Raw genomic sequence first — 26,204 nt, 5'->3', positions numbered from 1 at the left:
TCAAACGCCGGACGGGCTGGATGTTGCCGCTTGCGGCAACCTTTCAGCCCCTCCGGCGTTTGAGGAGCGGGGTCTGGGGCGGAGCCCCACACGCGGCGGAGCCGCAAAGTGTCACAGCGGGAAGGGGCGGGTAGGGGAAAGCCCCGCAGGGCCACCCGCACCCGCACCACCACCCATCCCCTCAACCCGACCTGCGCGACCTCGCCTTGAACGCCGCCTTCCGCGCTTCCTTCGCCGCCTTCTTGTCCGGATGCAGCCGCCCCATCGCCTCCAGGACATCCGCCGTGGCCGGGTGATCCACCCGCCACGCCGCGTCGAAGAAGCCGCTGTGCCGGCCGGTCAACCCCGCCACCAGCCCCTGGAGCTCGTCCGGTTCGCCGTCCGCGTCGAGCTGTGCGGCAATGGTGTCGATGGCCAGCCAGAAGATCATCGACTCGGGCGGCGGCGGCACGTCCGAAGCGCCGTGCTCGGCGAGCCAGACCCGGGCCAGGCCGCCCAGTTGCGCATCGTCGAGCACCTCGCGCACCGCGTCCTCCGCCTCCGGGCCGACGAGGGACAGCGCCTGCTGGCTGCGGAGCCTGCGCAGCGGCGCGCCCCGGTCAGTGCCCCGCGCGGCGGCGAGCAACTCCCGTGCGGCGGCGGCCGGTTCGCGCCGGGCGAGCCAGAGCTGCGTCTCGGCACCGGCCGACGACTCGGGGAAGTACGCGATGCCGTCGAGCAGCGCCTCCGCGCCCTTGTCCGCGAGGTCGCCGACCGCGGGCGCGTCGACGCCCGCTTCGAGCATGCGGGCCCTGACCCCGTACAGACCGAGCGGGGTCAACCCCACCATTCCGTACCGCGTCACGTCCTCGTCGTCCACGGGCGGCTCGGGCTCCGCGCCCTCCTCCGCCATCAGCGCCTCGTCGACCGGCTGGTAGGCGACAAGCCCGATCGGCTCCAGCACCCTGAACTGGTCGTCGAGCCGCATCATCGCGTCCGACACCTGTTCCAGTACGTCGTCGGTGGGCTCACCCATGTCGTCGGGCACGATCATCGAGGCGGCGAGCGCGGGCAGCGGCACCGGGCCTTCGGCCGCGCCCTCGGAGACGGTCAGCAGATACAGATTGCCGAGCACGCCCTCCAGGAACTCGGCCTCCGCCTCCGGGTCCCACTCCAGCGCCTCGAAGTCGATCTGCCCCTCCTCGTCGATGGCCTCCGCGAGGTCGTCCAGGACGGGCGCGGTGGCGTCGGCGAAGACGGCGTCGAAGGCGTCGAGCCAGATGGCGAGTACGTCCTGGGGGCTGCCGGAGGTGAGCAGCGCCAGGTTCTCGCCGGCCGTGGCGGTGCCGAACGCTTCCTCTTCCTCCTCGGCGGGATCCGTGACCTCGACAAGCCCCGCGTCGACAGCGAGACGCCAGGCCTCGCTCGCCTCCGCCGCGCCGTCCTCGTCGGCGGCGAGACCGAGGTGCTCGGCGGCCTCGGGCAGTTGCTCGTCGACGAGTTCGCCGCCGGCTCCGACCCGCGTCGCGGGCCCCGCCCACCGGGCGAGCCGCGCGGCGCGTGCGAGCAGCGGCGAGGTGAGCGCCTCCCGCGCCAGCTCGGCGTCGGAGTGGAGCCGCACCGGCGGCAGGGTCGGGCGGTCACCGGACATCTGGGGGTTCTCCTTGGCGCATGCGGGTCGGGCGGCCCCCAGCGTAGACGTATTTGACCCCATGCCACCGGGTTCATGTACCCGTCAGGATTCGTACATCCGGCAACCCTTGACAACCCCCTGGCGCACACAAGAGATTGACGCGCGTAGAACTACGTTTTGAGCCGCGTTTCGCACCACGCTCTACCCCTCATCCATCGCACTCGGAGCCACGTGATGACTGCCCGTTCCTCCTCCTCCCTCCCAAGATCCGCCGCTGTAGCGGCCGTAGTGGCCGCCGCACTGGCCGGCGGACTGCTGGCAAGCTCGTCCGCCGCATCCGCATCCGCCTCCGCATCCGCGTCCGCATCCGCGGAGACCCGGATCCACGACATCCAGGGCACGACCCGAATATCCCCGCTCGTCGGTCAGCAGGTCACCGACGTCTCCGGCATCGTCACGGGCGTGCGGACGTACGGCTCGAAGGGCTTCTGGTTCCAGGACCCGCGGGCCGACGCCGACGCCGCCACCAGCGAGGGCATCTTCGTCTTCACCAGCTCCGCGCCGACCGTCGCCGTCGGTGACGCCGTCAAGGTGTCGGGCACGGTGGGCGAGTACATCCCCGGCGGTTCGTCGTCCGGCAACCAGTCGCTCACCCAGATCGCCAAGCCCACGGTGACCGTGGTCTCGTCGGGCAACGCACTGCCCGCGCCGGTCACCGTCTCGGCCAAGTCCGTTCCCTCCGCGTACGCCCCCGAAGGCGACCCGGCGGCGGGCGGCAGCATCAACGCGCTGCCGCTGGACCCGTCGGCGTACGCCCTCGACTACTACGAGTCGCTGGAGGGCACCAACATCCGCATCGGCTCGTCGCGCGTGGTCGGCGCGACCGACCCGTACGCGGAGCTGTGGGTCACGGTGAAGCCGGAGGAGAACGACAACCGGCGCGGCGGTGCGGTCTACGGCTCGTACACCTCGCAGAACACCGGCCGCCTCCAGATCCAGCAGCTCGCGCCGATCTCCCAGCAGCCCTTCCCCAAGGCGAACGTCGGGGATGTGCTGTCGGGTGCGACCGAAGGCCCCTTGGACTTCAACCAGTTCGGCGGCTACACGCTGACCGCCCGCACCCTCGGCACGGTCATCGACCGCGGCCTGGAGCGCGAGTCGACCCGGCCGCAGCGCCGCGGCGAGCTGGCGGTGGCGACGTACAACGTCGAGAACCTGGACCCGAGCGACTCGCAGGCGAAGTTCGACGCGCTGGCGGCGGCAGTCGTGGACAACCTCGCCTCACCCGACATCCTCGCCCTGGAGGAGATCCAGGACAACAACGGAGCGAAGAACGACGGCACGGTCTCCGCCGAGGAGACGCTGAAGAAGTTCACAGCGGCGATCGCGGCGGCCGGCGGCCCGTCGTACGCCTGGCGCACGGTCGACCCCGTCAACAACAAGGACGGCGGCGAGCCCGGCGGCAACATCCGCCAGGTCTTCCTCTTCAACCCCGAGCGGGTCTCCTTCACCGACCGCGGCGCCGGCGACGCCACCACCGCGACCGGTGTCGTACGGGAGAAGGGCCACGCGGCCCTGACCTTGTCCCCCGGCCGGATCGACCCGGCGAACGCGGCCTGGGAGAACAGCCGCAAGCCGCTGGCCGGCGAGTTCACCTTCCGCGGCCGTACGGTCTTCGTGATCGCCAACCACTTCGGCTCGAAGGGCGGCGACGAGGGCCTGCCGTCGCACCACCAGCCGCCGGTACGCAAGTCGGAGGTCAAGCGGCTGGAGCAGGCGCAGGCGGTCAACGCCTTCGTCAAGGACATCCTCAAGGCGCAGCGCAACGCGGACGTGCTGGTCCTGGGTGACATCAACGACTTCGAGTTCTCGGCGACGACGAAGGCGCTGACGGCGGACGGCGCGCTGTACGCTGCCGTCAAGTCCCTGCCCCGTTCGGAGCGTTACTCGTACGTCTACCAGGGCAACAGCCAGGTCCTGGACCAGATCCTGACCAGCCCGTCGATCGACGACTTCAGTTACGACAGCGTGCACATCAACGCGGAGTTCGCCGAGCAGAACAGCGACCACGACCCGCAGGTCCTGCGCTTCCGCCCGTAGCGGCCGCTACACGCCCGCGCTGAACAAGCTGGACGAGCTGAAGCTCAGCGCGGGCGTGTACCGCTTCCCCCCGCCGCCTGTCACGCCCGGGTAGGAGTGCATCCAGTCCCGCTGCCGGGCGGCGTCGGGCCCGTCGAACTCGAGGTCGCAGCCGGGCTGCGTGTAATGCGGCAGGGTCTTGCCGTCCTCGCCGACGTAGACACTGCACGAGAGAAGCCCCTCGTCAGGCCACCGGATCTCCCCAGCCTTTGACGACACCGACCCCTGAACGGGCCAGGTCCACACGGGAGTTGTCCTGCACAGACATGGCGGCATCTCCTGGTCCATCCGTCCGACGCACCTGTGGGTGGCGCCGGTTGTCGGGGGCCGGCGCGACCAGGGCCTCCCGCTCCCGCTGCTTGCGCCACTCCGGGGCCAGGACCGCCCAGATCTCCTCGTCATGGCGTACGCCCCGGTAGAGGTAGCTCTCGCGCAGCACCCCTTCGCGGACCATGCCGAGACGCTTGGCGACCTTGAGGCTGGCGGTGTTGTCGGAGCCCGCGATCCACTCCACCCGGTACATGCCGCGCTCCTCGACCGCCCAGTCGACGAGGACCCGGATCGCACGGGTGATCAGGCCGCGCCCGACCACCGTCTCCTCCAGCCAGCAGCCGACCTCGCAGTTGCCGGTCGCGGTGTCGAAGATACGGAACATGACGCCACCGACGAGGGTGCCGTCGGCCCAGATGCCGTAGAGGCGCCCGGAGTCGGCGGCGGCCTTGTCGGCGTATCGCTGCAGGAACGAGGTGGCGGACGCCAGGTCGGTGACGTGGTCCGGGAGTTCGACGAAGCGGCCGATGTGCTCGCGGCCGCGGTCCATGTGGGCCAGGAACTCCTCGGCGTTCCACGGCTCCAGGGGGCGCAGCTCAGCGCCGTCGTCACCCAGCGATATCGCGAACATCCTGCTCCTTCGGTGTGCGGTTTCCTCGGGAGGGCAGCCTAGGCTCGCCCGATGACCACTGCCCAGCCGCCACCGCCCGCCCCGCAGGCGCAGGACGCGGCGGCCGCGGCGCTCGGGCTCCGGGCTCGCGGTAGCGGCAGCGGTAGCCGTAGCGGCAGGCCGTGTCAGAATCCTGGTCGTGATCTTCCTCGTCGTCGACGCGGCGTACGAGCGGGCCTTCGCGGCGATCGACAGCGACAGCCGCAATGAAATGCTGGTGCTGGTGCTGGTGCTGGTGCTGGTGCTGGCGCTGGCGCTGGCCGACGAGACCGGCACGACCGTGCTGGGCTGCCTCCAGGCGACGTACATCCCGGGTCTCGGCAAGCACGGAGCCGAGCGGGCCCTCATCGAGGCGGTACGGGTCAGGGCGGACCGGCGCGGCGCCGGGCTGGGGCGCGAGCTGATCAAGCGGGCAGTCGAGCGCGCCCGCGAGCGTGGCTGCGCGCTGGTCCAGCTGACGAGCAACAAACGGCGTACCGAGGCACACCGCTTCTACGCGTCGCTCGGATTCGAGCGCAGCCACGACGGCTTCAAGCTCGCCCTCTGAGGCGGGGGAAAGGTCAGTCAGCCGGTGGCTGCCGCCTGCCAGGCGGTCAGGGTGAGTTCGTCCACCGTGCGCACATCGCTGCCCTCCAGCGGAAACGTCCGCGCCTTCTCGCCGGCGGCCGGGGCGATCTCAAGGGCGGACGCCTGCTGCAGTCGTCCGGTCTCGGGGTTGCTCGTCCAGGAAATAAGAGACCGCACGCTCTCGCCGGGGGCGAGGATCACCGAAGTGGGGCCCTTGTCAGTGCCCATGTACGAGGAACCGCGCTTCACCCAGACATCAAGTACCTTGCCGTCGGTTCCCCGTGCCTGAACGCTCGGGTAGCCGAAGACCTGGTAGGGATCCTTGCCGCAGTTGGTCAGGGTGAGTCCGACGGCGCGGTGGCCGAGGGCCGCCTGCACCTCGCCCATGGACACTTCGGGCTGCCCGGACGAGCAGCCGGCCGGCCCCTGCGCCTCAGCAGGAGACCCGGAGGCCGGCGGGGCAGGGGCAGGAGCAGGGGCAGCACTGGCGCTGCGTGTCGAATCCGGCTTCGGCGTGGGCCCCGGTTCCCCCTCACCCTCCGGTACGAGGAAATCGCACCCAGACAGCGCGATCACCCCCGCGACCGCCCAGGCAACTGCCGCAGCCACTGCCACACCACTTCGGCGTATGCCCACGCTCCCACTCCCCCACCTCGGTGTCACAACAAGTGCCCGCCACCGTCGACGAGCAGCACTTCGCCGGTGATGTACGCGGCGCGCGTGAGGTCGTACACCGCCTCCGCGATGTCCTCCGGCTTGCCGACCCGGCCCAGCGGCACCGCCCCCGCCACCTCGGCCATCGCCTTGTCCGCGCCCTCGATCCCGTCGAACCACGGGGTGTCGATCATGCCGGGGGCAACGGCGTTGACCCGCACCCGCGGCCCCAGGGTCTTGGCGAGCAGCTTCGTCAGGTGGTTCACGGCCGCCTTGCTGACGGCGTACGGGATGGAGCTGCCGCCCGGCCGTACGCCCGCCTGCGAGGACACGTTGACCACGCAGCCCGCGCCGCCCGGTGCGGCCCGCAGGTGCGGGGCGGCGGCCGTGATCGTCTGCCAGACGCCGATGACGTTGACGTCGAAGATGTCCCGCCAGACCTCAGGGCTCGCGGCTTCGAGATCGTGGTGCGGGATGAAACGGGTCGTACCCGCGCTGTTGACCAGGATGTCGAGGCGTCCGTACGCCGCGACCGCCTCCGCCACGAGCCGCTTCGCGTCCTCCTCCACCGCCACATCGGCCTGGACGTAACGGGCGCCGGGCAGTTCACCGGCCAGCGCCTGGCCCGCCTCGACCGAGTGGGCGGAGTTGACGATCACCCGGACTCCCGCAGCGGCGAGCCGGCGGGCGACGGCCGCGCCGATCCCCGACGACGAACCCGTCACCAGTGCCACACGCTCTTCGCTCATCGAGCAGTACCTCCCCTTGATACGGCCTGCCGCGCCCCAGCGATCATGCCAGACTGTTCAGCACTGCTTGCCGTTCACACCCAGCAAATCTAAGTGGACCTTCAGCGTCCGGCGGCCGAGACTTCCCCGTATGACCGCATCAGGCCCTTTCGGGCGCGCCCTGTGCGCAATGATCACGCCCTTCACCTCCGCCGGCGCGCTGGACCTGGACGGCGCCCAGGCGCTCGCCGGCCACCTGGTCTCCGAAGGCGGCTGCGAGGGCCTTGTGCTGAACGGCACCACCGGCGAGTCCCCGACCACCACCGACGCCGAGAAGAGCGCGCTCGTACGGGCCGTGTCCGAGGCGGTCGGCGATCGGGCGACGGTCCTCGCGGGCGTCGGCAGCGCGGACACGCGCCACACGGTCGAGCTCGCACAGGCAGCGGAACAGGCAGGCGCAGACGGCCTGTTGGTCGTCACGCCCTACTACAGCCGCCCTCCGCAGGACGCCGTGGAGGCGCACTTCCGGCGGGTCGCGGACGCGGTCGGCGTCCCGCTGATGCTGTACGACATTCCCGGTCGCACCGGCACCCGCATCGAGGTCGAGACCATGCTGCGCCTCGCCGGGCATCCGCGCATCACCGCGGTGAAGGACTGCGCGTACGACCTGCTGGGCAGCGCCACGGTCATCTCCCAAACCGCTCTCGCGTACTACTCGGGCAGCGAGGAACTCAACCTTCCGCTCTACTCGCTGGGCGGCGCGGGCTATGTCAGTACGGTCGCCAACTCCGCGCCCCGCGCGATGCGGGCGGTCCTCGACGCGTACGACGCCGGAGACACGGCCGGGGCCGCCCGGGCCCACCGGGCCGCCCTGCCGCTCATCACCCTCACGATGGCGTCGGGCCTGCCCGGCACCGTCACCACGAAGGGCCTGCTCGGCGCGCTCGGCCTGCCGGCGGGACCGGTGAGGGAACCGCTGCGGCCCGCCGACCGGGCGACGGTCGACGGGCTGCTCAAGGCGTACGAAGATCTGAACCGGAGGCCGGTTCAGCCCGACATGTAGGTCTTGCCGAGGATGGTGGCGTGCTCCAGGACATCCTCCATCGGGTCGTCGATCTGGCCCACGGAGAACAGCATCACGCGCGGCGCGTTGTGCGAGTTGTTGTGCGTCTCGTCGGCGTGCGCCGCCCCGGTCGGCAGCCCCACCGCCATGAGAACCGCTCCGCATCCGGTGATCCATCGGGCAAGTGCTCGCGCGTGGTGTGTCGTCATGCGGTTCCCTCGCCGTGCGTCTGATTCTTCGTCCGATGTGTCGACCTGCTTATCCACCCGAACGGCCCAGAGGTCACGCAAGGTCCTCCGTGAGAGTGCGGTTTACGGCCGCCAGTACGGCATACACGGAAGCGTTCAGTACGGACGTGTCCTGCCCCGCCCCCCAGCGGCAGACCCCGTCGACACGGCACTCGGCGTACGCCATGGCCGGACTGCCGGGGCCCGCGGTGGTGGCGTGGCCGGTGTAGCCGAGGATGTCCACGACGATCCCGGCGCCGGCGAGCGCGTCGGCGAAGGCGGCGAGGGGCCCGTTGCCGGTGCCTCGGTGACGGCGCGCGGGCCCGCCGTCCTTGCGCAGCTCGCACGTGAACTCATGCTGACCGGCCGCGAGTTCCGCAGTCGACCAGGAGGAGAGCGTCACCGGCCCCACATGCCCGGGCGCGAGGTACTCCGTACGGAACAGCTCCCACAGATCCTCGGGCGTGGCCTCGCGACCACTGTCGTCCGTGGCCGCCTGTACGACGCGCGAGAAGCCGGGACGCAGTCCCTGCGGCAGATCAAGGCCGTAGTGCTCATGCAGCAAGTGGGCGATGCCGCCCTTGCCGGACTGGCTGTTGACGCGGATGAGCGCCTCGTAGCTGCGTCCGACGTCGGCGGGGTCGATAGGCGACGAGGAGGTCGAACATGCGGCGCTTGCGCGGGGTGTCCATCGGCTCGGCGAGCGCCTGGTTGCCGTCGCGCAGATCGATCGGCACCCACAGCGGCGCCTGCTCGATCCGCCGCGACGGCCACGTGCGGTCGGCGTCCTTCAGCGGTACGCCGACACGCTCGTGGGCGGGGCGGTAGCGGTGGTGGGGCATGGCGGAGGAGCGCTGCCTGTTCCAGGCGGGGGCGCGGTCGAGAACAGGGCCGTGCACCGGCGGCCACTGGCCGGTGGGCACGGTCGGCGGCGGTGAAGGAAACCCTGGCCCAACTGAAGCGCCAGGGAGACGAGGCGGCTCGCCGCTAGGAGGCCCCGTCCTGCCGCTGCCGTGGCCAATTGCCGGAGGGAGGCGGCGGGCCCGGAACGCTCAGGTCGCGTCGTGCACACGCATAGAACTCATCACGCGCCCGGCTCACCTGGCTCTCGGCCTGGGCCCAGCCTTCAGAGTCAGTCCGCTGCCCTCGGGCGTACAGCTCATAAATCCACACCGATTCGTGCCACGCGCGCGGCTTTCACCGTGTCGGCATCACCGATCAGCAGTACGGATTCCCACTCCGCCGACCGCTTCGACTCGGCGTCCGCGAGCAACCGCATGCCTTCATCGACATCGATCGGATCGAGCACGGTGTGGAAGCCGCGTGCGGCTCCGAGGCGTTGTGCGATGCGTATTTGAGTCTTGAGGGCGTTGGCGTAGCCCGTATAAATCTCGAAGCGCTTCTCGTCCCAGCGCTCCGCCCGACCGCGACGCCATCGATTCCGCTCCATGAGAGCCGCCGCCGTGTACGAGCCGACAGAGCCCACCACCACACCGATCAGCGCCGGCATCTGATCCAGAAAGGCCATCCGTCCCCCCGCCTCCGCCGGCCACAATGCCGACCGTGCCGGGATCATACCTAGCCACTGAGGAGGCGGCTGGTGAAGCCGGCGGCGACGAGGGCTTCGTACGCCCCGCGCACGTCGTCCGGGACGTCCTGCTCGATGGCGAACCCGAGCTTCGGATACTCGATCACCCGCTGGAGGCCGCCGACGAGCATGTCGAGGGCAAGCTTCTCGTCACCGACGCTCTTGAGGAAGCCGTCAAAACTCAACGGCTCCGAAGCGCAGAGAACCTCCACCTGCGTCCACACCTTGCGGGCGGTGGCAAAGGAGCGCCGCTCCATGCCCGGCCTGGAGACCAGCAACACCGTGGAGGGCGTAATCCCGGCGTCGGCCAGGATCTGCCGGGAGAAGGCGATGTTCTGGCCGGTGTTCGCCGCCTCCGGCTCCAGCAGAATCGCCGAGTCAGGAACCCCGAGCTCAACCGCGCGCTCGCGGAAGTGCACGGCCTCCCCGCGCGGGAAAACGGCTGCGCTGACGCGGCGGTTGCCACCGGTGAACACAAGCGTGGGAAACAGCCCGGCGCGATACAGCTCGGCGGAGAAGGAGGCCACCCCCAGGTCGCTGCTGCCCAGACCGATCGCGACATCGACCCTCCGCAGCCGGTGCCCCATGTGGTGGTAGTCCCAGATCAGCTTCGCTTTCCTGAACTGGTCATCACTGATCACCCGCGTCACCCCTTGTTCACCGTCGCCAGGACTGACGGCCGGACACGGCCAGTAAACAGTGCCGGAGCTCAGATCCCGGTCAGCGGAATCCGGTATTGGCGGTGGGCTTACGCGTCCACGCGCAGCGAGTGGCCGATGCGCCCCACTCCACCCGTACGCTGAGCCGGGTGACGCGCTTGATCGTGGCAGCAGGTGGAGGGGGCGACGCTGTCGCCGCCGCAATGCTCGACGCCGCCCTGTACGGCGGACAGAGCCCGGCGATGATCCTCACGTACGCGTGGGACCGTCTCTTGATCGACCCAGTGCCGGGTCCACGGGGGCCGGCCAACTTCACTGGGCTCCGCCCGATCACCAGAAGCGTCCAGGTCGTGCCGGCCGACGCGAGGCCGGTAGCTCCGGCACGGTCCACTCTTCCCAGGCTGGCTGCCGAGCTGCCCCACACTTTCGCCCTCATCGACCCGCACCACGGCGCCGAGGGCATCACCCGCCAGCTCGAAGAACTCACCGAGCACCTGGCCCTTGAATCCATCGACCTCCTGGACGTCGGGGGCGACATCCTCGCCCGGGGCGACGAGCCAACTCTTCGCAGTCCACTGGGTGATGCCCTGACCCTCGCAGCCTGCTGCCAGGTCAACACCCCCGTACGACTCCTGATCGCAGGCCCCGGCCTGGACGGCGAACTACCCGCGGAGGACCTGCGCGACCGGCTGGGCCCGCTCGCCCTCACGCTCACTGCCGAGCACATCGAGCCGGTCAGCCAGGTCCTGGAATGGCACCCCTCCGACGCAACAGCGATGCTCGCGGCCACAGCCCGAGGCGTCCGCGGCCTGTGTGAAGTCAGGGACGCCGGCCTGCCGGTCCCGCTCACCGACGAAGGCCCCACGATCCACGAAGCCGACCTGGACGACGCGCTCAACCGCAACCAGCTCGCCCGAGCCATCCTCGCCACCGAAAGCCTCGCAGAGGCCGAGCAGCAAAGCCGCGAGATCTGCGGATACTCAGAGATCGACTACGAGCGCGCCAAGGCCACCCGGCTCGCCTCCCAGCCCGAACAGGAGCTCTCCCCGGAGACCACGCTCCGTCAACTCGACCGCTTCGAGGCCGAGGCCCACGACCGAGGCATCACGCACACGACGTTCCGCAGGATCACCGAAGCTCTTGGCCTCAACAGCACTCAACGCCAAGACCTCAGGGCCCTTCTGCTCAGCAGCCGCCCGGAGCAATACCAAGCGCCCCTGTGGCACATCCCAGCCAAAGCTTGAGTAGAACTTTCTCTCTCTCCGCCCTGGCCGGCCTTGCCCGGCGCTGTAACAAGTTGAGCGCCCTCCCGGGCGGTTTGGGGACCGTAGGAGGGCGCTCAGTGGGAGCTTGATCAGTTAGTTATGGGTGTGGAGGATCTCGTTCAGGCCGCCCCAGACCGCGTTGTTCGGGCGGGCCTCGACGGTGCCGGTCACCGAGTTGCGGCGGAAGAGGATGTTGCTGGCGCCGGACAGCTCGCGGGCCTTGACGATCTGGCCGTCGGGCATCGTGACGCGGGTGCCCGCCGTCACGTACAGGCCCGCCTCGACCACGCACTCGTCGCCGAGCGCGATGCCGACGCCGGCCTCGGCGCCGACCAGGCAGCGCTCGCCGATGGTGATGCGTACGTTGCCGCCGCCGGAGAGGGTGCCCATGGTGGACGCGCCGCCGCCGATGTCGGAACCGTCGCCGATGACGACACCCGCGGAGATGCGGCCCTCGACCATGGAGGTGCCGAGCGTGCCGGCGTTGAAGTTGACGAAGCCCTCGTGCATGACGGTGGTGCCGGCGGCGAGGTGCGCGCCGAGGCGGACGCGGTCGGCGTCGGCGATACGGACGCCCGACGGGGCGACGTAATCCGTCATGCGCGGGAACTTGTCCACCGAGGTCACCTGGAGGTGCAGGCCCTCGGCGCGGGCGTTCAGCCGCACCGTCTCCAGCTGGTCGACGGCGACCGGGCCGAGCGAGGTCCAGGCGACGTTCGCGAGGAGGCCGAAGACGCCGTCCAGGTTCTGGCCGTGCGGCTGGACCAGGCGGTGCGAGAGGAGGTGGAGGCGCAGGTACGCGTCGTGGGCGTCCAGCGGCTTGTCGTCGAGCGAGGCGATGACCGTACGGACGGCGACGACCTCGACGCCGCGGCGGACGTCCCGGCCGATGGCCTTCGGCGCGGAGGCGCCGAGCAGCTCGAGGGCGCGCTTGGCGGTGAGGCGCTCGGTACCGGCGGGGCCGGGCTCGTCGACGAGCTCAGGGGCGGGGAACCAGGTGTCGAGGACGGTGCCGTCCGCGGCGATGGTGGCGAGGCCGGCGGCGACGGCGCCGGTGGTGCGAGTAGCAGTCGTATCGGTCATGCCTGAACGCTAACCGGGAGTGGCACACAGAGGCGAACCGGTCCCGGATGCCGGGCGCCGGGCGGCCCCTGACCAGCCCCCGGACCGGAAATTCAGCCTGCCCGGTGCTTGAGGACCGGGGTCCGGGGCGGAGCCGCGGTTACCGGCCCGTCGGCCGTCGCATCCCGCGCCGCCGCCCGGCCCAGCCGCCCCGCCGCGATCACCGCGCCCCCCCGCCACCACCGCCAGCACCGCGCTCAGCGGCCAGAGCATGCCCGGCGCCGTCTCGTACAGGGCGCCTCCCAGCGGCGGGGCGAGGATGACGCCGCTGACCGAGACTCCGGCGTACAGGCTCTGAAAGCGGCCCTGCGCGTGGTCGGGCGCCTGATCGGTGATCGGCGACATAGGCCGTGGCCGGGGTCTTGTAAAGGATTTCGCCCGCCGTGAGCAGCAGCATCATCGCCACGGCCACGGCCACGGAGGCTCCCAGCGACAGCACTCCGTATCCCAGGCCGACCAGGACCAGGCCGACGCCGATGATCGTCAGGGGCGCGCGCCTGCGCAGGACCAAGGTCGCCGGGAGTTCCAGGCAGAGGATCATCGCTCCGTTGATCGCGATCAGCCAGCCGTACGCTCGGGGTGTCCATCCCGTGGTCACCAAGGAAGACCGGGACGGTCGAGAACACCTGCCGGTAGACGATGTCCGCGGCGTCAGCCGGCTGAAGCGGCTGACGCTGGTGGTCGAGCGGGACCGTACGATCCGCCACCGGCTCAGCCGATGACGCGCCCCAGCATCTCCCGCGCGTACGCCGCGTCGTACTCCGCCCCCGTCAGCAGCACCTGAAGGCAGATCCCGTCCATCAGCGCGACCAGCGCCCGCGCCGTGACCGGATCGGTGCGCCGCGCCAGCTGCTCGGCCAGGCCCGCGCACCACTCGGCGGCGACGGGACGCAGGGCCGGCCGGCGCAGCGCGGCCAGGTAGAGCTCGTACTCCAGCTCCACTCCGGTACGGTCCCCGGCCATCCACTCCCCCAGCAACTGGGCGAGTTCTTCGGCGAGATCGGAGCGCGGATCCTCCAAGGCGCCGCGCGCGCTCACCGCCTTCGCGAAGCCTTCGCTGGCCTGCCGCAGCGCGGCGACCATGAGCTCGTCGAGGGTCTTGAAGTGGTACGTCGTCGAGCCGAGCGGCACATCGGCCTCGGCCGCGGCGGACCGGTGGCTCAGCCCCGCGATGCCTTTGCGTCCGACGATCCGTATCGCGGCGTCGATGATCCGCTGGCGGCGCTCGGGGTCGTAACGGCGAGCCATCAGTAGCGGTCCATCAGTAACAGCCCATCAGTGCGCGCCGCCCAGGTTGAGCAGGACGACGCCGACGATGACCAGGCCGATCCCCGCCAGCTTGACGGCGTTCGCCGACTCCCCCAGGAAGAACATGCCGATGGCGGCGACGGCCGCCGTGCCGACGCCCGCCCAGATCGCGTAGGCGGTGCCGACGGACATGGATTTGAGGGTCTGCGCGAGCAACGTGAAAGCGAGCAGATAGCCGACGGCCGTGCCCAGCGAGGGCCACAACTTGGTGAATCCGTCGCTGTACTTCATGGCCGTGGTCCCGGCCACCTCCGCCGCGATGGCCGCGGTCAGCAGTACGTAGGGCGAGGGCATGCGTACGAGTGTACACATCACTGTGTACAGCCGTACGTATCCCCGCGCGCCCAAACTCCGTTCCGGCGGGCGACAGCCACCGGATACGGTGTACCGCCCGGTCAGGGCCTGAAAACGTAACGGAGTGAATGTGGCGCACGATTCGGGATGGAACGGCCCCCACGCCGGCGGACCGCACGCAGGACCCCCGCCACCCCCACCGCCCGGCTGGGGCGGCGGCGGATGGATGCCGCCTCCCCAGCCGCCCAAGCCGGGCGTGATACCGCTCGCCCCGCTGAGCGTGGGGGACATCCTCGGCGGCACCTTCTCGACGATGGGCCGGCACTGGAAGCAGTTGTTCGGCATAGCCGTGCTGGCGTACGGCGGTGCGTTCGTGGTGCTGGGCGCGGCCCTGGCGGTCGGATACGCCGCCACGCGCGACATCCTGGACAGGGCGTTCGACTCCGGCTCGTACGACGACCACTTCGACTCCGGTGACGCGTGGTCGCTGGGCATCTCCTTCGGCGTCGTCTCACTCGTGGCACTGCTGGCCATGATCGTCGCCACAGCGACCATCCACGCCGCCTGCCCCGCGGTACTCCAGGACGCGGTCCTCGGCCGCCGTACGACCTTCGGCGCGGTGTGGCGCCGTGCCTGGCCCCGGGTCCCCGCCGTGATCGGCACGATGCTGCTGCCCTGGCTCGCCGCGGTGCTCGTGATGGCCATCTTCATGGCCAGTTACGTCTTTTTGATCGTGACGGTTGTGTCGTCCGACGCGAGCCCGGGGTGGGCCGTGCTGGGCTTCTTGCTGATGCTCGCGATCATGCCGGTGGCCGCCTGGCTGTGGGTGCTGTTCAGCCTGGCCCCGGCCGCCGTCGTCTTCGAGTCCCAGGGCCCCGTCGCCGCGCTGCGGCGCTCGGCCCTGCTGGTGAAGGGCTCCTGGTGGCGGATCTTCGGCATCAGCCTGCTGGGTTACCTCATCGCCACAGTCGCGGGGTACATCATCCAGTTCCCGCTCACGATCATCGGCATGATGACCAGCTTGCCCGGTATGTCGAGCATGGGACCGGATCCCAGTGCCACGGAAACTCTCGCCGCGATGGGCTCCTACATGGCGTTCATCCTCGTCGGCAGCGTCATCACCCAGATCATCGCCGCCGTCCTGCCGCAGCTGGTGAACAGCCTGCTGTACGTCGACCAGCGCATCCGCAGGGAGAACCTGGGCCCGGCCCTCGCCGAGGCGGCGGCAGCCCGATAGCCACCGGCACAGCGAAGAGGCCCCCGGCGCGATGCCGGGGGCCTCTCCACTGCCGTCTACTGATCTCAGACGTTGAAGCCGAGCGCGCGAAGCTGCTCGCGGCCGTCGTCCGTGATCTTGTCCGGACCCCACGGCGGCATCCAGACCCAGTTGATCTTCAGCTCGTTGACGATGCCCTCGGTCGCCGACTTCGCCTGGTCCTCGATGACGTCGGTCAGCGGGCAGGCCGCGGACGTCAGCGTCATGTCGAGCGTGGCGATGTTGGAGTCGTCGATGTGGACGCCGTAGATCAGGCCGAGGTTGACGACGTCGATGCCCAGCTCGGGGTCGACCACGTCGTACAGCGCCTCGCGAACCTCCTCCTCGGTGGCCGGCTTGGTCGTCACGACCTCGGTCTCGCCCTCGGTGGATGTCGCAGCGGTGGGTGTCGCGTTCTCGCTCATGCGGTCTTCCTCTCGGCGCTCTCGCCCAGTGCCTGGGCCGTCGCGTCCTTCCATGCCATCCAGCTCAGCAGAGCACATTTCACCCGCGCCGGATACTTCGAGACACCGGCGAACGCGACCGCGTCCTCCAGTACCTCCTCCATCGCGTCGTCCGGCTCGATCTGGCCCTTGGACTGCATCAGCTCCAGGAAGGTCGCCTGGATCTTCTGTGCCTCGGCCAGCTCCTTGCCGACCAGCAGATCATTCAGCACGGAGGCGCTGGCCTGGCTGATGGAGCAGCCCTGGCCCTCGTACGAGACGTCGGCGATGGTCGCACCGTCGTACTTCACGCGCAGCGTGATCTCGTCGCCGCACGTCGGGTTGACGTGGTGCACCTCGGCGTCGCCGTCCCGCAAGCCCCGCCCGTGCGGGTGCTTGTAGTGATCCAGGATGACTTCCTGGTACATCGAATCAAGCTTCACGATCCCCAGCCCTTAACCGAAGAAGTTCCGGACGTGCTCCAGGCCGTCGACCAGGGCGTCGACCTCGGCCGGCGTGGAGTACAGATAGAACGACGCTCGCGTGGTCGCAGGAATTCCGTACCGCAGGCAGACGGGCCGCGCGCAGTGGTGTCCGACCCGGACCGCGATGCCGAGCTCGTCGAGAACCTGGCCCACGTCGTGCGGGTGGATGTCGCCCAGCACGAAGGAGATCGTCGCCCCGCGGTCCTCGGCCGTCGTCGGGCCGATGATCCGCAGACCCTCGACCTCGCTGAGCCGCTTGACCGCGTACTCGGTGATCGCGTGCTCGTGCGCGGCGATCTTGTCCATGCCGATCGCGGTGAGGTAGTCCACGGCCGCGCCGAGGCCGACGGCCTGGGCGATCGGGGGCGTACCCGCCTCGAACTTGTGCGGAGCCGGAGCGTACGTCGACGAGCTCATCGACACGGTCTCGATCATCTCGCCGCCGCCGAGGAACGGCGGAAGGTCCTCCAGCAGCTCCTGGCGGCCCCAGAGCACACCGATGCCGGTCGGGCCGACCATCTTGTGTCCGGTGAAGGCCACGAAGTCGGCCTGCAGCGCCTGTACGTCGAGCACCATGTGCGGCGCCGCCTGCGAGGCGTCGATGCACACGAGCGCGCCGACCTCCTGCGCCCGGCGGATGATCGCGTCGACCGGGTTGATCGTACCCATGATGTTCGAGACCAGCGTGAAGGAGACGATCTTCGTCTTCTCGGTGATGATCTCGTCGATGTTGGACAGGTCGAGGCGGCCGTCGTCGGTGATGCCGAACCACTTCAGCTTCGCGCCGGTGCGCTGCGAGAGCAGCTGCCACGGCACGATGTTGGAGTGGTGCTCCATCTCCGTGATGACGATCTCGGTCTCGGCGTCCACGCGGTAGGGCTCGTCGGCCCAGCCCAGCATGTTCGCCACGAGGTTGAGCGACTCGGAGGCGTTCTTCGTGAAGATGACCTCGTCGCGGCTCGGCGCGTTGATGAAGGCGGCGACCTTGTCGCGGGCGCCCTCGTACAGCGCCGTGGCCTCCTCGGCGAGCACGTGGACGCCGCGGTGGACGTTGGCGTTGCTCTGCTCGTAGTACGCGTTCAGCGCGTCGAGGACCTGGCGCGGCTTTTGCGAAGTCGCCGCGTTGTCCAGGTAAACGATCTTCTTCCCGTCGTGGACCACACGATCCAGGATGGGGAAGTCCTTGCGGATCGCCTCGGTGTCGAGAAGGCCCGGCAGCTGTGTCACGCGGTTACGCCACCCTTCGTGTACTTCTCGTAGCCCTCGGCCTCGAGCTCGTCGGCGAGCTCCGGGCCGCCGGACGCCGCGATCCTGCCGTTGGCGAAGACGTGGACGAAGTCCGGCTTGATGTAGCGCAGGATGCGCGTGTAGTGCGTGATCAGCAGCGTGCCGACCTCGCCGGTCGCGTGGACGCGGTTGACGCCCTCGGAGACCTGGCGAAGGGCGTCGACGTCGAGGCCGGAGTCGGTCTCGTCGAGGATCGCGATCTTCGGCTTGAGGAGTTCCAGCTGAAGGATCTCGTGGCGCTTCTTCTCACCGCCGGAGAAGCCCTCGTTGACGTTGCGCTCGGCGAAGGCCGGGTCCATCTGGAGGGTCTCCATGGCCGTCTTGACCTCCTTCACCCAAGTACGCAGCTTGGGGGCCTCGCCGCGGATCGCCGTCGCCGACGTACGCAGGAAGTTGGAGACCGAGACGCCGGGGACCTCGACCGGGTACTGCATGGCGAGGAACATGCCGGCGCGGGCACGCTCGTCGACGGTCATCTCCAGCACGTCCTCGCCGTCGAGCGTGACGGTGCCGCTGGTGATCGTGTACTTGGGGTGACCCGCGATCGAGTACGCGAGGGTGGACTTGCCGGAGCCGTTGGGGCCCATGATGGCGTGGGTCTCGCCCTGCTTCACGGTCAGGTCGACGCCCTTGAGGATCTCCTTCGTGGCGTTGTCGGCCTCGACGGAGACGTGCAGGTCGCGGATTTCAAGCGTTGCCATGGGTGTCTCAAGACTCCTGGGTGACGGAGACGAGCACATCGTCCCCTTGGATCTTTACGGGGTATACGGGGACGGGGCGCGTCGCGGGAAGGCCGGAGGGCTTGCCGGTGCGGAGGTCGAAGCTCGAGCCGTGCAGCCAGCACTCGATCATGCAGTCCTCCACCTCGCCCTCCGAGAGGGAGACGTTCGCGTGCGAGCAGATGTCGTTGATCGCGTACACCTCGCCCTCGGTACGGACGACGGACACCGGGGTGCCGTCGAGCTCCACCCGTTTCGGGGTGTCGTCCTCCAGCTCACTCAGCGCACAGGCTTTGACGAAGGCCATCAGACGGACGCCTCCAGCTCCGCGTCGATCTTGGCGAGGAGGCGTTCCTCGACGTCGGGCAGACCGATCTGCTGGACGAGCTCGGCGAAGAAGCCGCGGACGACGAGGCGGCGGGCCTCACCGGCCGGGATGCCGCGCGACATGAGGTAGAAGAGCTGCTCGTCGTCGAAGCGGCCGGTCGCCGAGGCGTGGCCGGCGCCGACGATCTCGCCGGTCTCGATCTCCAGGTTCGGCACGGAGTCGACGCGCGCACCGTCCGTGAGGACGAGGTTGCGGTTCAGCTCGTACGTGTCCGTGCCCTCGGCGGCGGCCTGGATCAGCACGTCGCCGATCCACACGGCGTGCGCGCCGTCGCCCTGGAGCGCGCCCTTGTAGGCGACGTTCGACTTGCAGTGCGGAGTGTTGTGGTCGACCAGAAGGCGGTGCTCCTGGTGCTGGCCCGCGTCGGTGAAGTACAGGCCGAAGAGCTCGGCCTCGCCGCCGGTGCCGGCGTACTGCACCTGGGGGCTGAGGCGTACCAGGTCACCGCCGAAGGTCACCACGACCGACTTGAAGGAGGCGTCGCGGCCGATCCGCGCGTTGTGCTGCGAGACGTGCACGGCCGTGTCGTCCCAGTCCTGGACGGACACGACGGTCAGCTTCGCGCCGTCGCCGACGACGAAGTCGACGTTGGCGGCGAGCACGGCGTCACCGGTGTGGTCGATGACGACGACAGCCTCGGCGAAGGCGCCCAGCTCGACGACCTGGTGGCCGTAGGCGGTGCCACCCTCGCCGTGCACGGCGATCCGGATCGGCTCGGTCAGTACGGCTTCCTTGGGCACCGAGACGACCGAGGCCTTCTCGAAGGAGGTGTACGCCTGAGCGGCCACGCGGTCCACCGGGGTGCCGGCCTTGCCGAGCCGCGCGTCGGAGCGGTCCACCGTCTCGACGGTGACGCCCTCGGGGGCCGTCACCTCGACGGTGAGTACGCCGCCGGCCTCGGCGGTGCCGTCGTGCAGCCCGCGCAGGCGCTCCAGCGGCGTGAAGCGCCACTCCTCCTCGCGGCCGTGCGGAACCGGGAAGTCCGCTACGTCGAAGGACGGCGGGGCGCTCATGCGCGTGGCGACGGTGGACTCGGCGGCCACCGCGATGGACCCGGCGGTCGTGGAGCCCACCGGAATGTTCTGAGCCTCAGCCATGGCTGTCGTAGTGCTCTCTCTCTGGGTCAAGGAATCTGTCGCTGCGAGGGTCCGGTGCTAACCGACCGAACCCTCCATCTGCAGCTCGATCAGCCGGTTGAGCTCCAGGGCGTACTCCATCGGCAGCTCCTTGGCGATCGGCTCGACGAAGCCGCGGACGATCATCGCCATGGCCTCGAACTCGGTCATGCCGCGGCTCATCAGGTAGAAGAGCTGGTCGTCGGAGACCTTGGAGACGGTCGCCTCGTGGCCCATGGACACGTCGTCCTCGCGCACGTCGACGTACGGGTACGTGTCCGAGCGGGAGATCGTGTCGACGAGCAGCGCGTCACAGAGCACGTTGGACTTCGAGCCCGCGGCGCCCTCGCCGATCTCGACGAGACCGCGGTAGGAGGTCCGGCCGCCGCCTCGCGCCACCGACTTGGAGACGATGTTGGAGGAGGTGTTCGGCGCCATGTGGACCATCTTGGAGCCGGCGTCCTGGTGCTGGCCCTCGCCCGCGAAGGCGATCGACAGGGTCTCGCCCTTGGCGTGCTCGCCCATCAGGTAGACGGCCGGGTACTTCATCGTCACCTTGGAGCCGATGTTGCCGTCGACCCACTCCATGGTCGCGCCCTCGTACGCCACGGCGCGCTTGGTGACCAGGTTGTAGACGTTGTTCGACCAGTTCTGGATGGTCGTGTAGCGGCAGCGGCCGCCCTTCTTCACGATGATCTCGACGACGGCGCTGTGCAGCGAGTCGGAGGAGTAGATCGGGGCGGTGCAGCCCTCGACGTAGTGAACGTAGGCGTCCTCGTCGACGATGATCAGCGTCCGCTCGAACTGGCCCATGTTCTCCGTGTTGATACGGAAGTAGGCCTGGAGCGGGATGTCGACGTGCACACCCTTCGGCACGTAGATGAACGAGCCACCGGACCACACGGCCGAGTTCAGCGACGCGAACTTGTTGTCACCGACCGGGATGACCGTGCCGAAGTACTCCTGGAAGAGCTCCGGGTGCGTCTTCAGCGCGGTGTCCGTGTCGAGGAAGATGACGCCCTGCTCCTCCAGGTCCTCACGGATCTGGTGGTAGACGACCTCGGACTCGTACTGGGCCGCGACACCGGCGACGAGGCGCTGCTTCTCCGCCTCGGGGATGCCGAGCTTGTCGTACGTGTTCTTGATGTCCTCGGGCAGGTCCTCCCAGGACTCCGCCTGCTTCTCCGTCGAGCGCACGAAGTACTTGATGTTGTCGAAGTCGATGCCCGACAGGTCGGCGCCCCAGCTCGGCATGGGCTTCTTGCCGAACAGCTTGAGGCCCTTCAGCCGCAGCTTCAGCATCCACTCAGGCTCGTTCTTCTTCGCCGAGATGTCGCGGACGACTTCCTCGGAGAGGCCGCGCTTGGCCGTGGCGCCTGCCGTGTCGGAGTCGGCCCAGCCGAATTCGTACGTACCCAGGCCCTCGAGTTCGGGGTGGGCAGTCTCCGTGGGGAGAGTCATGCGGGGTTCCTCCCGGCCGTACTTGCAGAAGATGCTGAATTTGCGGTTTGTGTGCTCTGTGCTGTGCTGCTGCTGCGCGGAATGAACGTCGTGCACACCCCGTCGCCGTGGGCGATGGTGGCCAGACGCTGCACATGCGTCCCGAGCAGTTCGGAGAAGAGCTCGGTCTCCGCCTCGCACAGCTGCGGATACTGCTCGGCGACATGGGCGACCGGGCAGTGGTGCTGGCAGAGCTGCTCTCCGACCGGTGCGTTACGCGCCGTAGCAGCGTACCCGTCGGCCGACAAGGCCCTGGCAAGCGCCTCGGTCCGCTCCTCGGGGGCGGCCGCCTCCACCACTTCCCGGTACGCCCCAGCCTGGGCGGCGAACCGGGCGCGGGCAAACGCGGCGACTGCCGCCTCGCCCTTCTCGCCGCCGCCGGCCGCCTGAGAGATCCAGTGCAGGGCGTCGGCCGCGAGCTTGTCGTAGGACTGGTCGAAGGCGTCCCTGCCGCAGTCGGTGAGCGCGAAGACCTTGGCCGGCCTGCCCCGGGTCCTGGCGCCGTACACGCGCTGCTCGCGGGGCTCGACGACGTTCTCGGCGACGAGCGAGTCGAGGTGGCGGCGGACGGCGGCCTGGGTCAGACCGAGGCGTTTCGCGAGATCGGCGGCGGTGGACGGGCCGTGGTCCAGGACTGACCGCGCGATCCGGTTGCGCGTCGAGCGCTCACCGGTCGCGAGCTCCTCCTGGGGAGGCTCAGTCGAACTCACACCGTATTTCACAACGCCATTGTTGCGTAATTCCTCAGAGCGTGACAACCCACGTCCTGATCAAGCTCCGGTGGGCTGCATCACTTAGGCACACCTAACTTGACCTGCGGAAATGATCAAAACGAAGGGAAGAGGCGCGCGCCCGCCGACGACGGACGGCGCGGGAACGGAACGGATCTTTCGGTCACTCCGACCGAGTTGACGGTCCTTGACCAGGGGGTTTCCGTCGTTGACGGGAGCCCCCGGCCCACCGGCACCGGCGCCCTCTCTAGACTTCCTGGCATGAGAAGCGAGACCGTCCAGGTCGCCGTCCAGGTCTCAGGACTGGTCAAGCGGTACGGAGACAAAACCGCGGTCGACGGCCTCGACCTGGAGGTCCGTCCGGGCGCGGTCACCGCCGTCCTCGGTCCCAACGGTGCCGGAAAGACCACGACCATCGAGACCTGCGAGGGCTACCGCAGGCCGGACGCCGGGACCGTACGCGTCCTCGGCCTCGACCCGGTCGCCGACGCGGCCGAGCTGCGCCCCCGGATCGGGGTGATGCTCCAGTCCGGCGGCGTGTACTCGGGGGCCAGGGCCGACGAGATGCTGCGCCACGTGGCGAAACTGCACGCGAACCCCCTGGACGTCGACGCGCTCATAGAACGCCTGGGCCTCGACAGCTGCGGCCGTACGACGTACCGGCGCCTGTCGGGCGGCCAGCAGCAGCGGCTCGCGCTGGCGATGGCCGTCGTCGGCCGCCCCGAGCTGGTCTTCCTGGACGAACCGACCGCCGGCCTCGACCCGCAGGCCCGCCGTTCCACCTGGGAACTCGTCGGCGAGCTCCGAAAGGACGGCGTCACGGTCGTCCTCACCACCCACTTCATGGACGAGGCCGAACAGCTCGCCGACGACGTCGCCATCATCGACGGGGGCCGGGTCATCGCCCAGGGCAGCCCGGAAGAGCTGTGCCGCGGCGGCGCCGAGAACACGTTGCGCTTCACCGGGCGCCCCGGGCTCGACGTCGCGTCGCTGCTCAAGGCGCTGCCCATGGACACTCTGGCGGCCGAGCTGACGCCGGGGACGTACCGGATCACCGGCAAGGTCGACCCTCAGCTGCTGGCCACCGTCACCTCCTGGTGCGCGCAGCACGGCGTGATGCCGGACGGCATTTCTGTCGAGCGGCACTCCCTGGAGGACGTCTTTCTCGAGCTGACCGGTAAGGACCTCCGTTCATGAGCATCGGTACTTACACACCCCGGCCCGGAGCCGCCCCGCTCCCCCGGATGATCGCGGCGCAGACGGCCTTCGAAACGAAGATGCTGCTGCGCAACGGCGAGCAGCTGCTGCTGACGGTGATCATCCCGGCGCTGCTGCTGGTGTTGTTCTCGGCGGTGGACATCATCGATACGGGTGCCGGCAAGTCGGTCGACTTCCTGGCCCCCGGCATCCTGGCGCTGGCCGTCATGTCCACGGCTTTCACCGGTCAGGCCATCGCGACCGGCTTCGAGCGCCGGTACGGCGTGCTGAAGCTGCTGGGCACCTCTCCGCTGCCCCGCTGGGCGCTGATGACAGCGAAGACGCTGTCGGTGCTCGTCACCGAGGTACTGCAGGTAGTCCTTCTCACGGTGATCGCCTTCGGCCTCGGCTGGTCCCCGCACGGCAACCCCTTCGCCGTGTTCCTGCTCCTCGTCCTCGGTACGGCGGCCTTCTCCGGTCTCGGCCTGCTGATGGCCGGCACGCTCAAGGCCGAGGCGACGCTGGCGGCCGCCAACCTGGTCTTCCTGCTGCTGCTGGTGGGCGGTGGCGTGATCGTGCCGCTCGACAAGTTCCCCGAGGCGGTCCAGTCGGCCCTCGGACTGCTGCCGATCTCGGCCCTGTCGGACGGCCTGCGCGACGTGCTCCAGCACGGCGCGGCCATCCCCTGGAGCAATCTCGGGATCCTGGCGGTGTGGGCGGTTCTGGGGCTGGGCGCGGCGGCCCGTTTCTTCCGCTGGGAGTGAGAAACGCCCCCTTCCGCCCCCCTCGTGAATTCCTGCACAAGCCCCGTCCTACGATGGTTCCCGTGTTGACCCCCCTCGCCCTCATCGCGCGGCGCTGGACGCCCACCCCCCGTACGCTCCAGCGCGCCGCGCTCTCCGCCGTCGTGATGAGCGTCTTCATCATCGTCACGGGCGGCGCGGTACGGCTGACCAGCTCCGGCCTCGGCTGCGACACCTGGCCCAAGTGCACCGACGACAGCCTCTTCGCGACGCCCGAACAGGGCATCCACGGCGCGATCGAGTTCGGCAACCGCATGCTGACGTACGTCCTGTCGGCCGCGGTCGGCTGGGCGATCATCGCGGCGCGGTCCACGAAGCCGTGGCGGCGCGGTCTCACCCGCCTCGGCTGGGCGCAGTTCTGGATCGTGATGGGCAACGCCGTCCTCGGCGGCATCACGGTCTGGGCGGGCCTGAACCCCTGGACCGTCGCCGGTCACTTCCTCCTCGCCAACGCCCTGCTCACGGTCGCCGTGATCACCTGGCAGCGCACCCGCGAGGGCGACACCGCCCCCCGGCCGCGCGTCCCGCGCCCCGTCCGCAAGCTGTCCTGGGCGGTCGTCATCACCTCCGGGCTGCTGATCGCCCTGGGCACGGCGGTGACCGGCTCGGGAAAGCACGCCGGTGACAGCAGCGACGTACCGCGCATGCCGTGGGACTGGATCGACGCCGCCCACGTGCACGCGGCGGCCGCCTGGGTCGTCTGCGCGCTGGCCATCGCCATGTGGTTCGTCCTGCGCGTGGTGGACGCCCCGGACGACACCCGGGCGCGCGCCCGCGACCTGCTGATCGTCCTGCTCGCGCAGGGCGGCATCGGTTACGTCCAGTTCTTCACCGGGGTCCCCGAGATCCTGGTCGGCATCCACATGCTCGGCTCGTCCCTGATGTGGATCGCGGTGTTGCGCCTGGCGCTCAGCCTGCGCGAGCGCCCGCTCGAGGCCCCGGCTTCGCTTCCCGCCCAGCCGGGCTCAGCAGCGGTGTCCGCCACCGTCTGACAGCCCGTCGGTCAGTCCGTAGACGCGGCGGGCATTGCCCGCCGCGATCATCCCGGCGACCCGCTCGGCGTCCACCCGCGACCACGCGCCGTCGCCGACCCAGCCGCCGAGCACCCTGTTCAGCGCCTCGCGGAACAGCCGCGCGCCCACCACATGCAGTTCCGGCAGGCCGCGCGCGCCGCTGGAGAAGAGCAGCTTGCCGAAGGGCGCGAGCTCCAGGATCTCCGCGAGTACGGCCGCCGCCCGCGCCCCCGTGTGCGCCAGTGCGGGGCCCAGGTCGGCGTACACATGCGGGAAGACGCTCGCCAGATGTGCGGCGTGACGGTGGTACGGATAGCCGTGCAGCAGCACCAGATCCGTGCCGAGTCCGGCCGTCGCGGCGGCGAAGTCGGTGAGCAGCATCGGGTCCGTACGGTCGATGCGCAGCCCGGGGCCCGCCGTCCCGGCCTGGAGTTGCAGGGGCAGCCCGGAGGCGACGGCGATCCACAGCAGATGGCGCAGCACCACCGGATCGGTGAGCTTGCCGCCGGCCCGGCGCCCTCCCAGCCAGCGCCCCACTGCCCCGCGCACCTCGCCGGGGCCCGGCGGATGCGGCGCGAGGGCGAGTCCTTGCCGTACGCCTGCCACGGAGGTGAAGGCCACGGCGGATCCGGCCGCGCTGTGCACGGCCTCGGCGAGGTTGGCGAGGAAGCTGTCGACGGTGCCGGAGGTGTCGGCGACCTGCTCGGCGAGCAGTTCCAGCCGTACGATCTCCCGGGCCTGGGCCGCTCCGGCCGCCGCGATCTCACCCGGCCCGGTGAGGTCGCCCGGCAGTCCGGTGTCCACCAGATAGGTGGAGATCCCGCTGCCCCTGAGCAGCCGCCGACCGGTCTCCAGTACGCCCAGTTCCCTGCGGCGCGCGAGATAGCGGGCAGGCGGGCAGTGCGGTTCGAGGCCGAGGAGGGGCGGGCACCAGCGGCGTACGGCGAAGCCCGTCTGCGTGTCGAAGAACGTGGTGCCGGGCGCGGGTTGCGCGGGGGTCCTGCCGAGGTAGGTCTCGAAGGTGCCGAGACCCAGCTCCGTACGGAGGACTCCATGGCAGTACTGGTCCACCAGGGAAGGCGTTTCGATCATCCGGGGCTCC

At 69.6% G+C, this 26,204-nt stretch carries 29 protein-coding genes and 1 pseudogene; 9 read left to right on the top strand and 21 right to left on the bottom strand.

Features of this window, described 5'->3' with window-relative positions; translation table 11 throughout:
• Positions 1 to 181: 181 nt before the first annotated feature.
• Complete coding sequence (locus ABZX79_RS19750; protein ID WP_355258833.1) at positions 182 to 1,630, bottom strand: hypothetical protein; 1,449 nt, start codon at positions 1,628 to 1,630, stop codon at positions 182 to 184.
• A gap of 216 nt (positions 1,631 to 1,846) precedes the next feature.
• Between ABZX79_RS19750 and ABZX79_RS19745 the strand changes: the two genes are divergently transcribed.
• Positions 1,847 to 3,712 (top strand): endonuclease/exonuclease/phosphatase family protein, encoded by a 1,866-nt coding sequence (locus ABZX79_RS19745; RefSeq protein ID WP_355258830.1) that lies wholly within the window; start codon positions 1,847 to 1,849, stop codon positions 3,710 to 3,712.
• A gap of 397 nt (positions 3,713 to 4,109) precedes the next feature.
• On the opposite strand, the pseudogene ABZX79_RS19740 reads toward ABZX79_RS19745, so the two are convergent.
• Positions 4,110 to 4,652 (bottom strand): annotated as a pseudogene (locus ABZX79_RS19740) (GNAT family protein); the annotation flags it as partial.
• Positions 4,653 to 4,830: 178 nt separating this feature from the next.
• Between ABZX79_RS19740 and ABZX79_RS19735 the strand changes: the two are divergent.
• Complete coding sequence (locus ABZX79_RS19735) at positions 4,831 to 5,238, top strand: GNAT family N-acetyltransferase (RefSeq protein ID WP_355258827.1); 408 nt, start codon at positions 4,831 to 4,833, stop codon at positions 5,236 to 5,238.
• A gap of 17 nt (positions 5,239 to 5,255) precedes the next feature.
• On the opposite strand, the gene ABZX79_RS19730 is transcribed toward ABZX79_RS19735, so the two are convergent.
• Positions 5,256 to 5,834: a DUF4232 domain-containing protein gene (locus tag ABZX79_RS19730; RefSeq protein ID WP_355258876.1), complete on the bottom strand. Its 579-nt coding sequence runs from the start codon at positions 5,832 to 5,834 to the stop codon at positions 5,256 to 5,258.
• An 83-nt stretch (positions 5,835 to 5,917) separates the two neighbouring features.
• Positions 5,918 to 6,661 carry an SDR family oxidoreductase gene (locus ABZX79_RS19725; protein ID WP_355258824.1) on the bottom strand — a complete coding sequence of 248 codons (744 nt, stop codon included), beginning with the start codon at positions 6,659 to 6,661 and terminating at the stop codon, positions 5,918 to 5,920.
• Between the two features lie 130 nt (positions 6,662 to 6,791).
• On the opposite strand from ABZX79_RS19725, the gene dapA reads away from it, so the two are divergent.
• The gene (dapA, locus tag ABZX79_RS19720; protein ID WP_355258821.1) at positions 6,792 to 7,703 is read left to right on the top strand and encodes a 4-hydroxy-tetrahydrodipicolinate synthase; all 912 of its coding nucleotides are present in this window, start codon (positions 6,792 to 6,794) and stop codon (positions 7,701 to 7,703) included.
• On the opposite strand, the gene ABZX79_RS19715 is transcribed toward dapA, so the two are convergent.
• From ABZX79_RS19715 to ABZX79_RS19695, 5 genes are all read right to left on the bottom strand, one after another.
• On the bottom strand, positions 7,688 to 7,912 hold the full coding sequence (locus ABZX79_RS19715; protein WP_355258818.1) for a hypothetical protein: 225 nt from the start codon (positions 7,910 to 7,912) through the stop codon (positions 7,688 to 7,690). The genes dapA and ABZX79_RS19715 overlap by 16 nt on opposite strands.
• Before the next feature lie 73 nt (positions 7,913 to 7,985).
• Positions 7,986 to 8,495, bottom strand: coding sequence for an alpha-isopropylmalate synthase regulatory domain-containing protein (locus ABZX79_RS19710; RefSeq protein ID WP_355258815.1), 510 nt, complete (start codon positions 8,493 to 8,495; stop codon positions 7,986 to 7,988).
• Positions 8,485 to 8,853: a hypothetical protein gene (locus ABZX79_RS19705; RefSeq protein WP_355258812.1), complete on the bottom strand. Its 369-nt coding sequence runs from the start codon at positions 8,851 to 8,853 to the stop codon at positions 8,485 to 8,487. Before ABZX79_RS19705 ends, ABZX79_RS19710 begins: the two co-directional genes overlap by 11 nt.
• Before the next feature lie 236 nt (positions 8,854 to 9,089).
• Positions 9,090 to 9,458, bottom strand: coding sequence for a hypothetical protein (locus ABZX79_RS19700; protein WP_355258809.1), 369 nt, complete (start codon positions 9,456 to 9,458; stop codon positions 9,090 to 9,092).
• A gap of 50 nt (positions 9,459 to 9,508) precedes the next feature.
• Entirely contained in the window at positions 9,509 to 10,105 is a 597-nt protein-coding gene (locus ABZX79_RS19695) for a YdcF family protein (protein ID WP_355258874.1), read from the bottom strand.
• 221 nt (positions 10,106 to 10,326) lie between these two features.
• On the opposite strand from ABZX79_RS19695, the gene ABZX79_RS19690 reads away from it, so the two are divergent.
• Positions 10,327 to 11,421, top strand: a complete 1,095-nt coding sequence (locus ABZX79_RS19690) for a DUF1152 domain-containing protein (protein WP_355258806.1) — start codon at positions 10,327 to 10,329, stop codon at positions 11,419 to 11,421.
• A 114-nt stretch (positions 11,422 to 11,535) separates the two neighbouring features.
• On the opposite strand, the gene dapD is transcribed toward ABZX79_RS19690, so the two are convergent.
• Positions 11,536 to 12,525, bottom strand: a complete 990-nt coding sequence (gene dapD, locus ABZX79_RS19685) for a 2,3,4,5-tetrahydropyridine-2,6-dicarboxylate N-succinyltransferase (protein WP_355258803.1) — start codon at positions 12,523 to 12,525, stop codon at positions 11,536 to 11,538.
• Positions 12,526 to 12,947: 422 nt separating this feature from the next.
• Between dapD and ABZX79_RS19680 the strand changes: the two genes are divergently transcribed.
• Positions 12,948 to 13,286 (top strand): hypothetical protein, encoded by a 339-nt coding sequence (locus ABZX79_RS19680; RefSeq protein WP_355258800.1) that lies wholly within the window; start codon positions 12,948 to 12,950, stop codon positions 13,284 to 13,286.
• Here ABZX79_RS19680 and ABZX79_RS19675 read toward each other — a convergent pair.
• Together ABZX79_RS19675 and ABZX79_RS19670 are read right to left on the bottom strand one after the other, a co-directional pair.
• Complete coding sequence (locus ABZX79_RS19675) at positions 13,276 to 13,812, bottom strand: TetR family transcriptional regulator (protein ID WP_355258797.1); 537 nt, start codon at positions 13,810 to 13,812, stop codon at positions 13,276 to 13,278. The genes ABZX79_RS19680 and ABZX79_RS19675 overlap by 11 nt on opposite strands.
• Before the next feature lie 27 nt (positions 13,813 to 13,839).
• Positions 13,840 to 14,166, bottom strand: a complete 327-nt coding sequence (locus ABZX79_RS19670; RefSeq protein ID WP_355258794.1) for a multidrug efflux SMR transporter — start codon at positions 14,164 to 14,166, stop codon at positions 13,840 to 13,842.
• Between the two features lie 226 nt (positions 14,167 to 14,392).
• Between ABZX79_RS19670 and ABZX79_RS19665 the strand changes: the two genes are divergently transcribed.
• Positions 14,393 to 15,403 carry a hypothetical protein gene (locus tag ABZX79_RS19665; protein ID WP_355258791.1) on the top strand — a complete coding sequence of 337 codons (1,011 nt, stop codon included), beginning with the start codon at positions 14,393 to 14,395 and terminating at the stop codon, positions 15,401 to 15,403.
• A 65-nt stretch (positions 15,404 to 15,468) separates the two neighbouring features.
• Here the strand turns inward: ABZX79_RS19665 and ABZX79_RS19660 are convergent, their stop codons facing one another.
• From ABZX79_RS19660 to ABZX79_RS19625, 8 genes are read right to left on the bottom strand one after another with little or no spacing between them, the layout of a single operon-like run.
• Positions 15,469 to 15,846, bottom strand: a complete 378-nt coding sequence (locus ABZX79_RS19660) for a metal-sulfur cluster assembly factor (protein WP_214974645.1) — start codon at positions 15,844 to 15,846, stop codon at positions 15,469 to 15,471.
• Positions 15,843 to 16,307, bottom strand: a complete 465-nt coding sequence (gene sufU, locus ABZX79_RS19655) for a Fe-S cluster assembly sulfur transfer protein SufU (RefSeq protein ID WP_214974643.1) — start codon at positions 16,305 to 16,307, stop codon at positions 15,843 to 15,845. The genes ABZX79_RS19660 and sufU overlap by 4 nt, the downstream gene beginning before the upstream one ends.
• A 12-nt stretch (positions 16,308 to 16,319) precedes the next feature.
• The gene (locus tag ABZX79_RS19650) at positions 16,320 to 17,576 is read right to left on the bottom strand and encodes a cysteine desulfurase (protein WP_355258787.1); all 1,257 of its coding nucleotides are present in this window, start codon (positions 17,574 to 17,576) and stop codon (positions 16,320 to 16,322) included.
• On the bottom strand, positions 17,573 to 18,337 hold the full coding sequence (sufC, locus tag ABZX79_RS19645) for a Fe-S cluster assembly ATPase SufC (RefSeq protein ID WP_355258784.1): 765 nt from the start codon (positions 18,335 to 18,337) through the stop codon (positions 17,573 to 17,575). Before sufC ends, ABZX79_RS19650 begins: the two co-directional genes overlap by 4 nt.
• Before the next feature lie 7 nt (positions 18,338 to 18,344).
• Positions 18,345 to 18,662, bottom strand: coding sequence for a bifunctional 3-phenylpropionate/cinnamic acid dioxygenase ferredoxin subunit (locus ABZX79_RS19640; RefSeq protein WP_355258782.1), 318 nt, complete (start codon positions 18,660 to 18,662; stop codon positions 18,345 to 18,347).
• Entirely contained in the window at positions 18,662 to 19,840 is a 1,179-nt protein-coding gene (gene sufD / locus ABZX79_RS19635; RefSeq protein ID WP_355258780.1) for a Fe-S cluster assembly protein SufD, read from the bottom strand. The genes ABZX79_RS19640 and sufD overlap by 1 nt, the downstream gene beginning before the upstream one ends.
• A 57-nt stretch (positions 19,841 to 19,897) precedes the next feature.
• Positions 19,898 to 21,319: a Fe-S cluster assembly protein SufB gene (sufB, locus tag ABZX79_RS19630; protein WP_214974637.1), complete on the bottom strand. Its 1,422-nt coding sequence runs from the start codon at positions 21,317 to 21,319 to the stop codon at positions 19,898 to 19,900.
• Positions 21,316 to 22,080, bottom strand: coding sequence for an ArsR family transcriptional regulator (locus tag ABZX79_RS19625; RefSeq protein WP_355258777.1), 765 nt, complete (start codon positions 22,078 to 22,080; stop codon positions 21,316 to 21,318). Before ABZX79_RS19625 ends, sufB begins: the two co-directional genes overlap by 4 nt.
• 270 nt (positions 22,081 to 22,350) lie before the next feature.
• Here ABZX79_RS19625 and ABZX79_RS19620 point away from each other — a divergent pair, with 270 nt between their 5' ends.
• Genes ABZX79_RS19620 through ABZX79_RS19610 form a run of 3 tightly spaced genes read left to right on the top strand, consistent with a single transcriptional unit; the run spans position 22,351 to position 25,081 of the window.
• Positions 22,351 to 23,286 carry an ABC transporter ATP-binding protein gene (locus ABZX79_RS19620; protein ID WP_355258774.1) on the top strand — a complete coding sequence of 312 codons (936 nt, stop codon included), beginning with the start codon at positions 22,351 to 22,353 and terminating at the stop codon, positions 23,284 to 23,286.
• On the top strand, positions 23,283 to 24,050 hold the full coding sequence (locus ABZX79_RS19615; RefSeq protein ID WP_355258771.1) for an ABC transporter permease: 768 nt from the start codon (positions 23,283 to 23,285) through the stop codon (positions 24,048 to 24,050). The genes ABZX79_RS19620 and ABZX79_RS19615 overlap by 4 nt, the downstream gene beginning before the upstream one ends.
• Before the next feature lie 53 nt (positions 24,051 to 24,103).
• Entirely contained in the window at positions 24,104 to 25,081 is a 978-nt protein-coding gene (locus tag ABZX79_RS19610) for a COX15/CtaA family protein (protein WP_355258768.1), read from the top strand.
• On the opposite strand, the gene ABZX79_RS19605 is transcribed toward ABZX79_RS19610, so the two are convergent.
• Positions 25,055 to 26,194: an amidohydrolase family protein gene (locus ABZX79_RS19605; RefSeq protein ID WP_355258765.1), complete on the bottom strand. Its 1,140-nt coding sequence runs from the start codon at positions 26,192 to 26,194 to the stop codon at positions 25,055 to 25,057. The two genes, ABZX79_RS19610 and ABZX79_RS19605, sit on opposite strands and share 27 nt — an antisense overlap.
• Positions 26,195 to 26,204: the final 10 nt, after the last annotated feature.

It is taken from the genome of Streptomyces sp. NPDC002994 (assembly GCF_040611155.1).
Taxonomy (GTDB): Bacteria; Actinomycetota; Actinomycetes; order Streptomycetales; family Streptomycetaceae; genus Streptomyces.
This window is presented reverse-complemented; position numbering and strand designations above follow the sequence as displayed.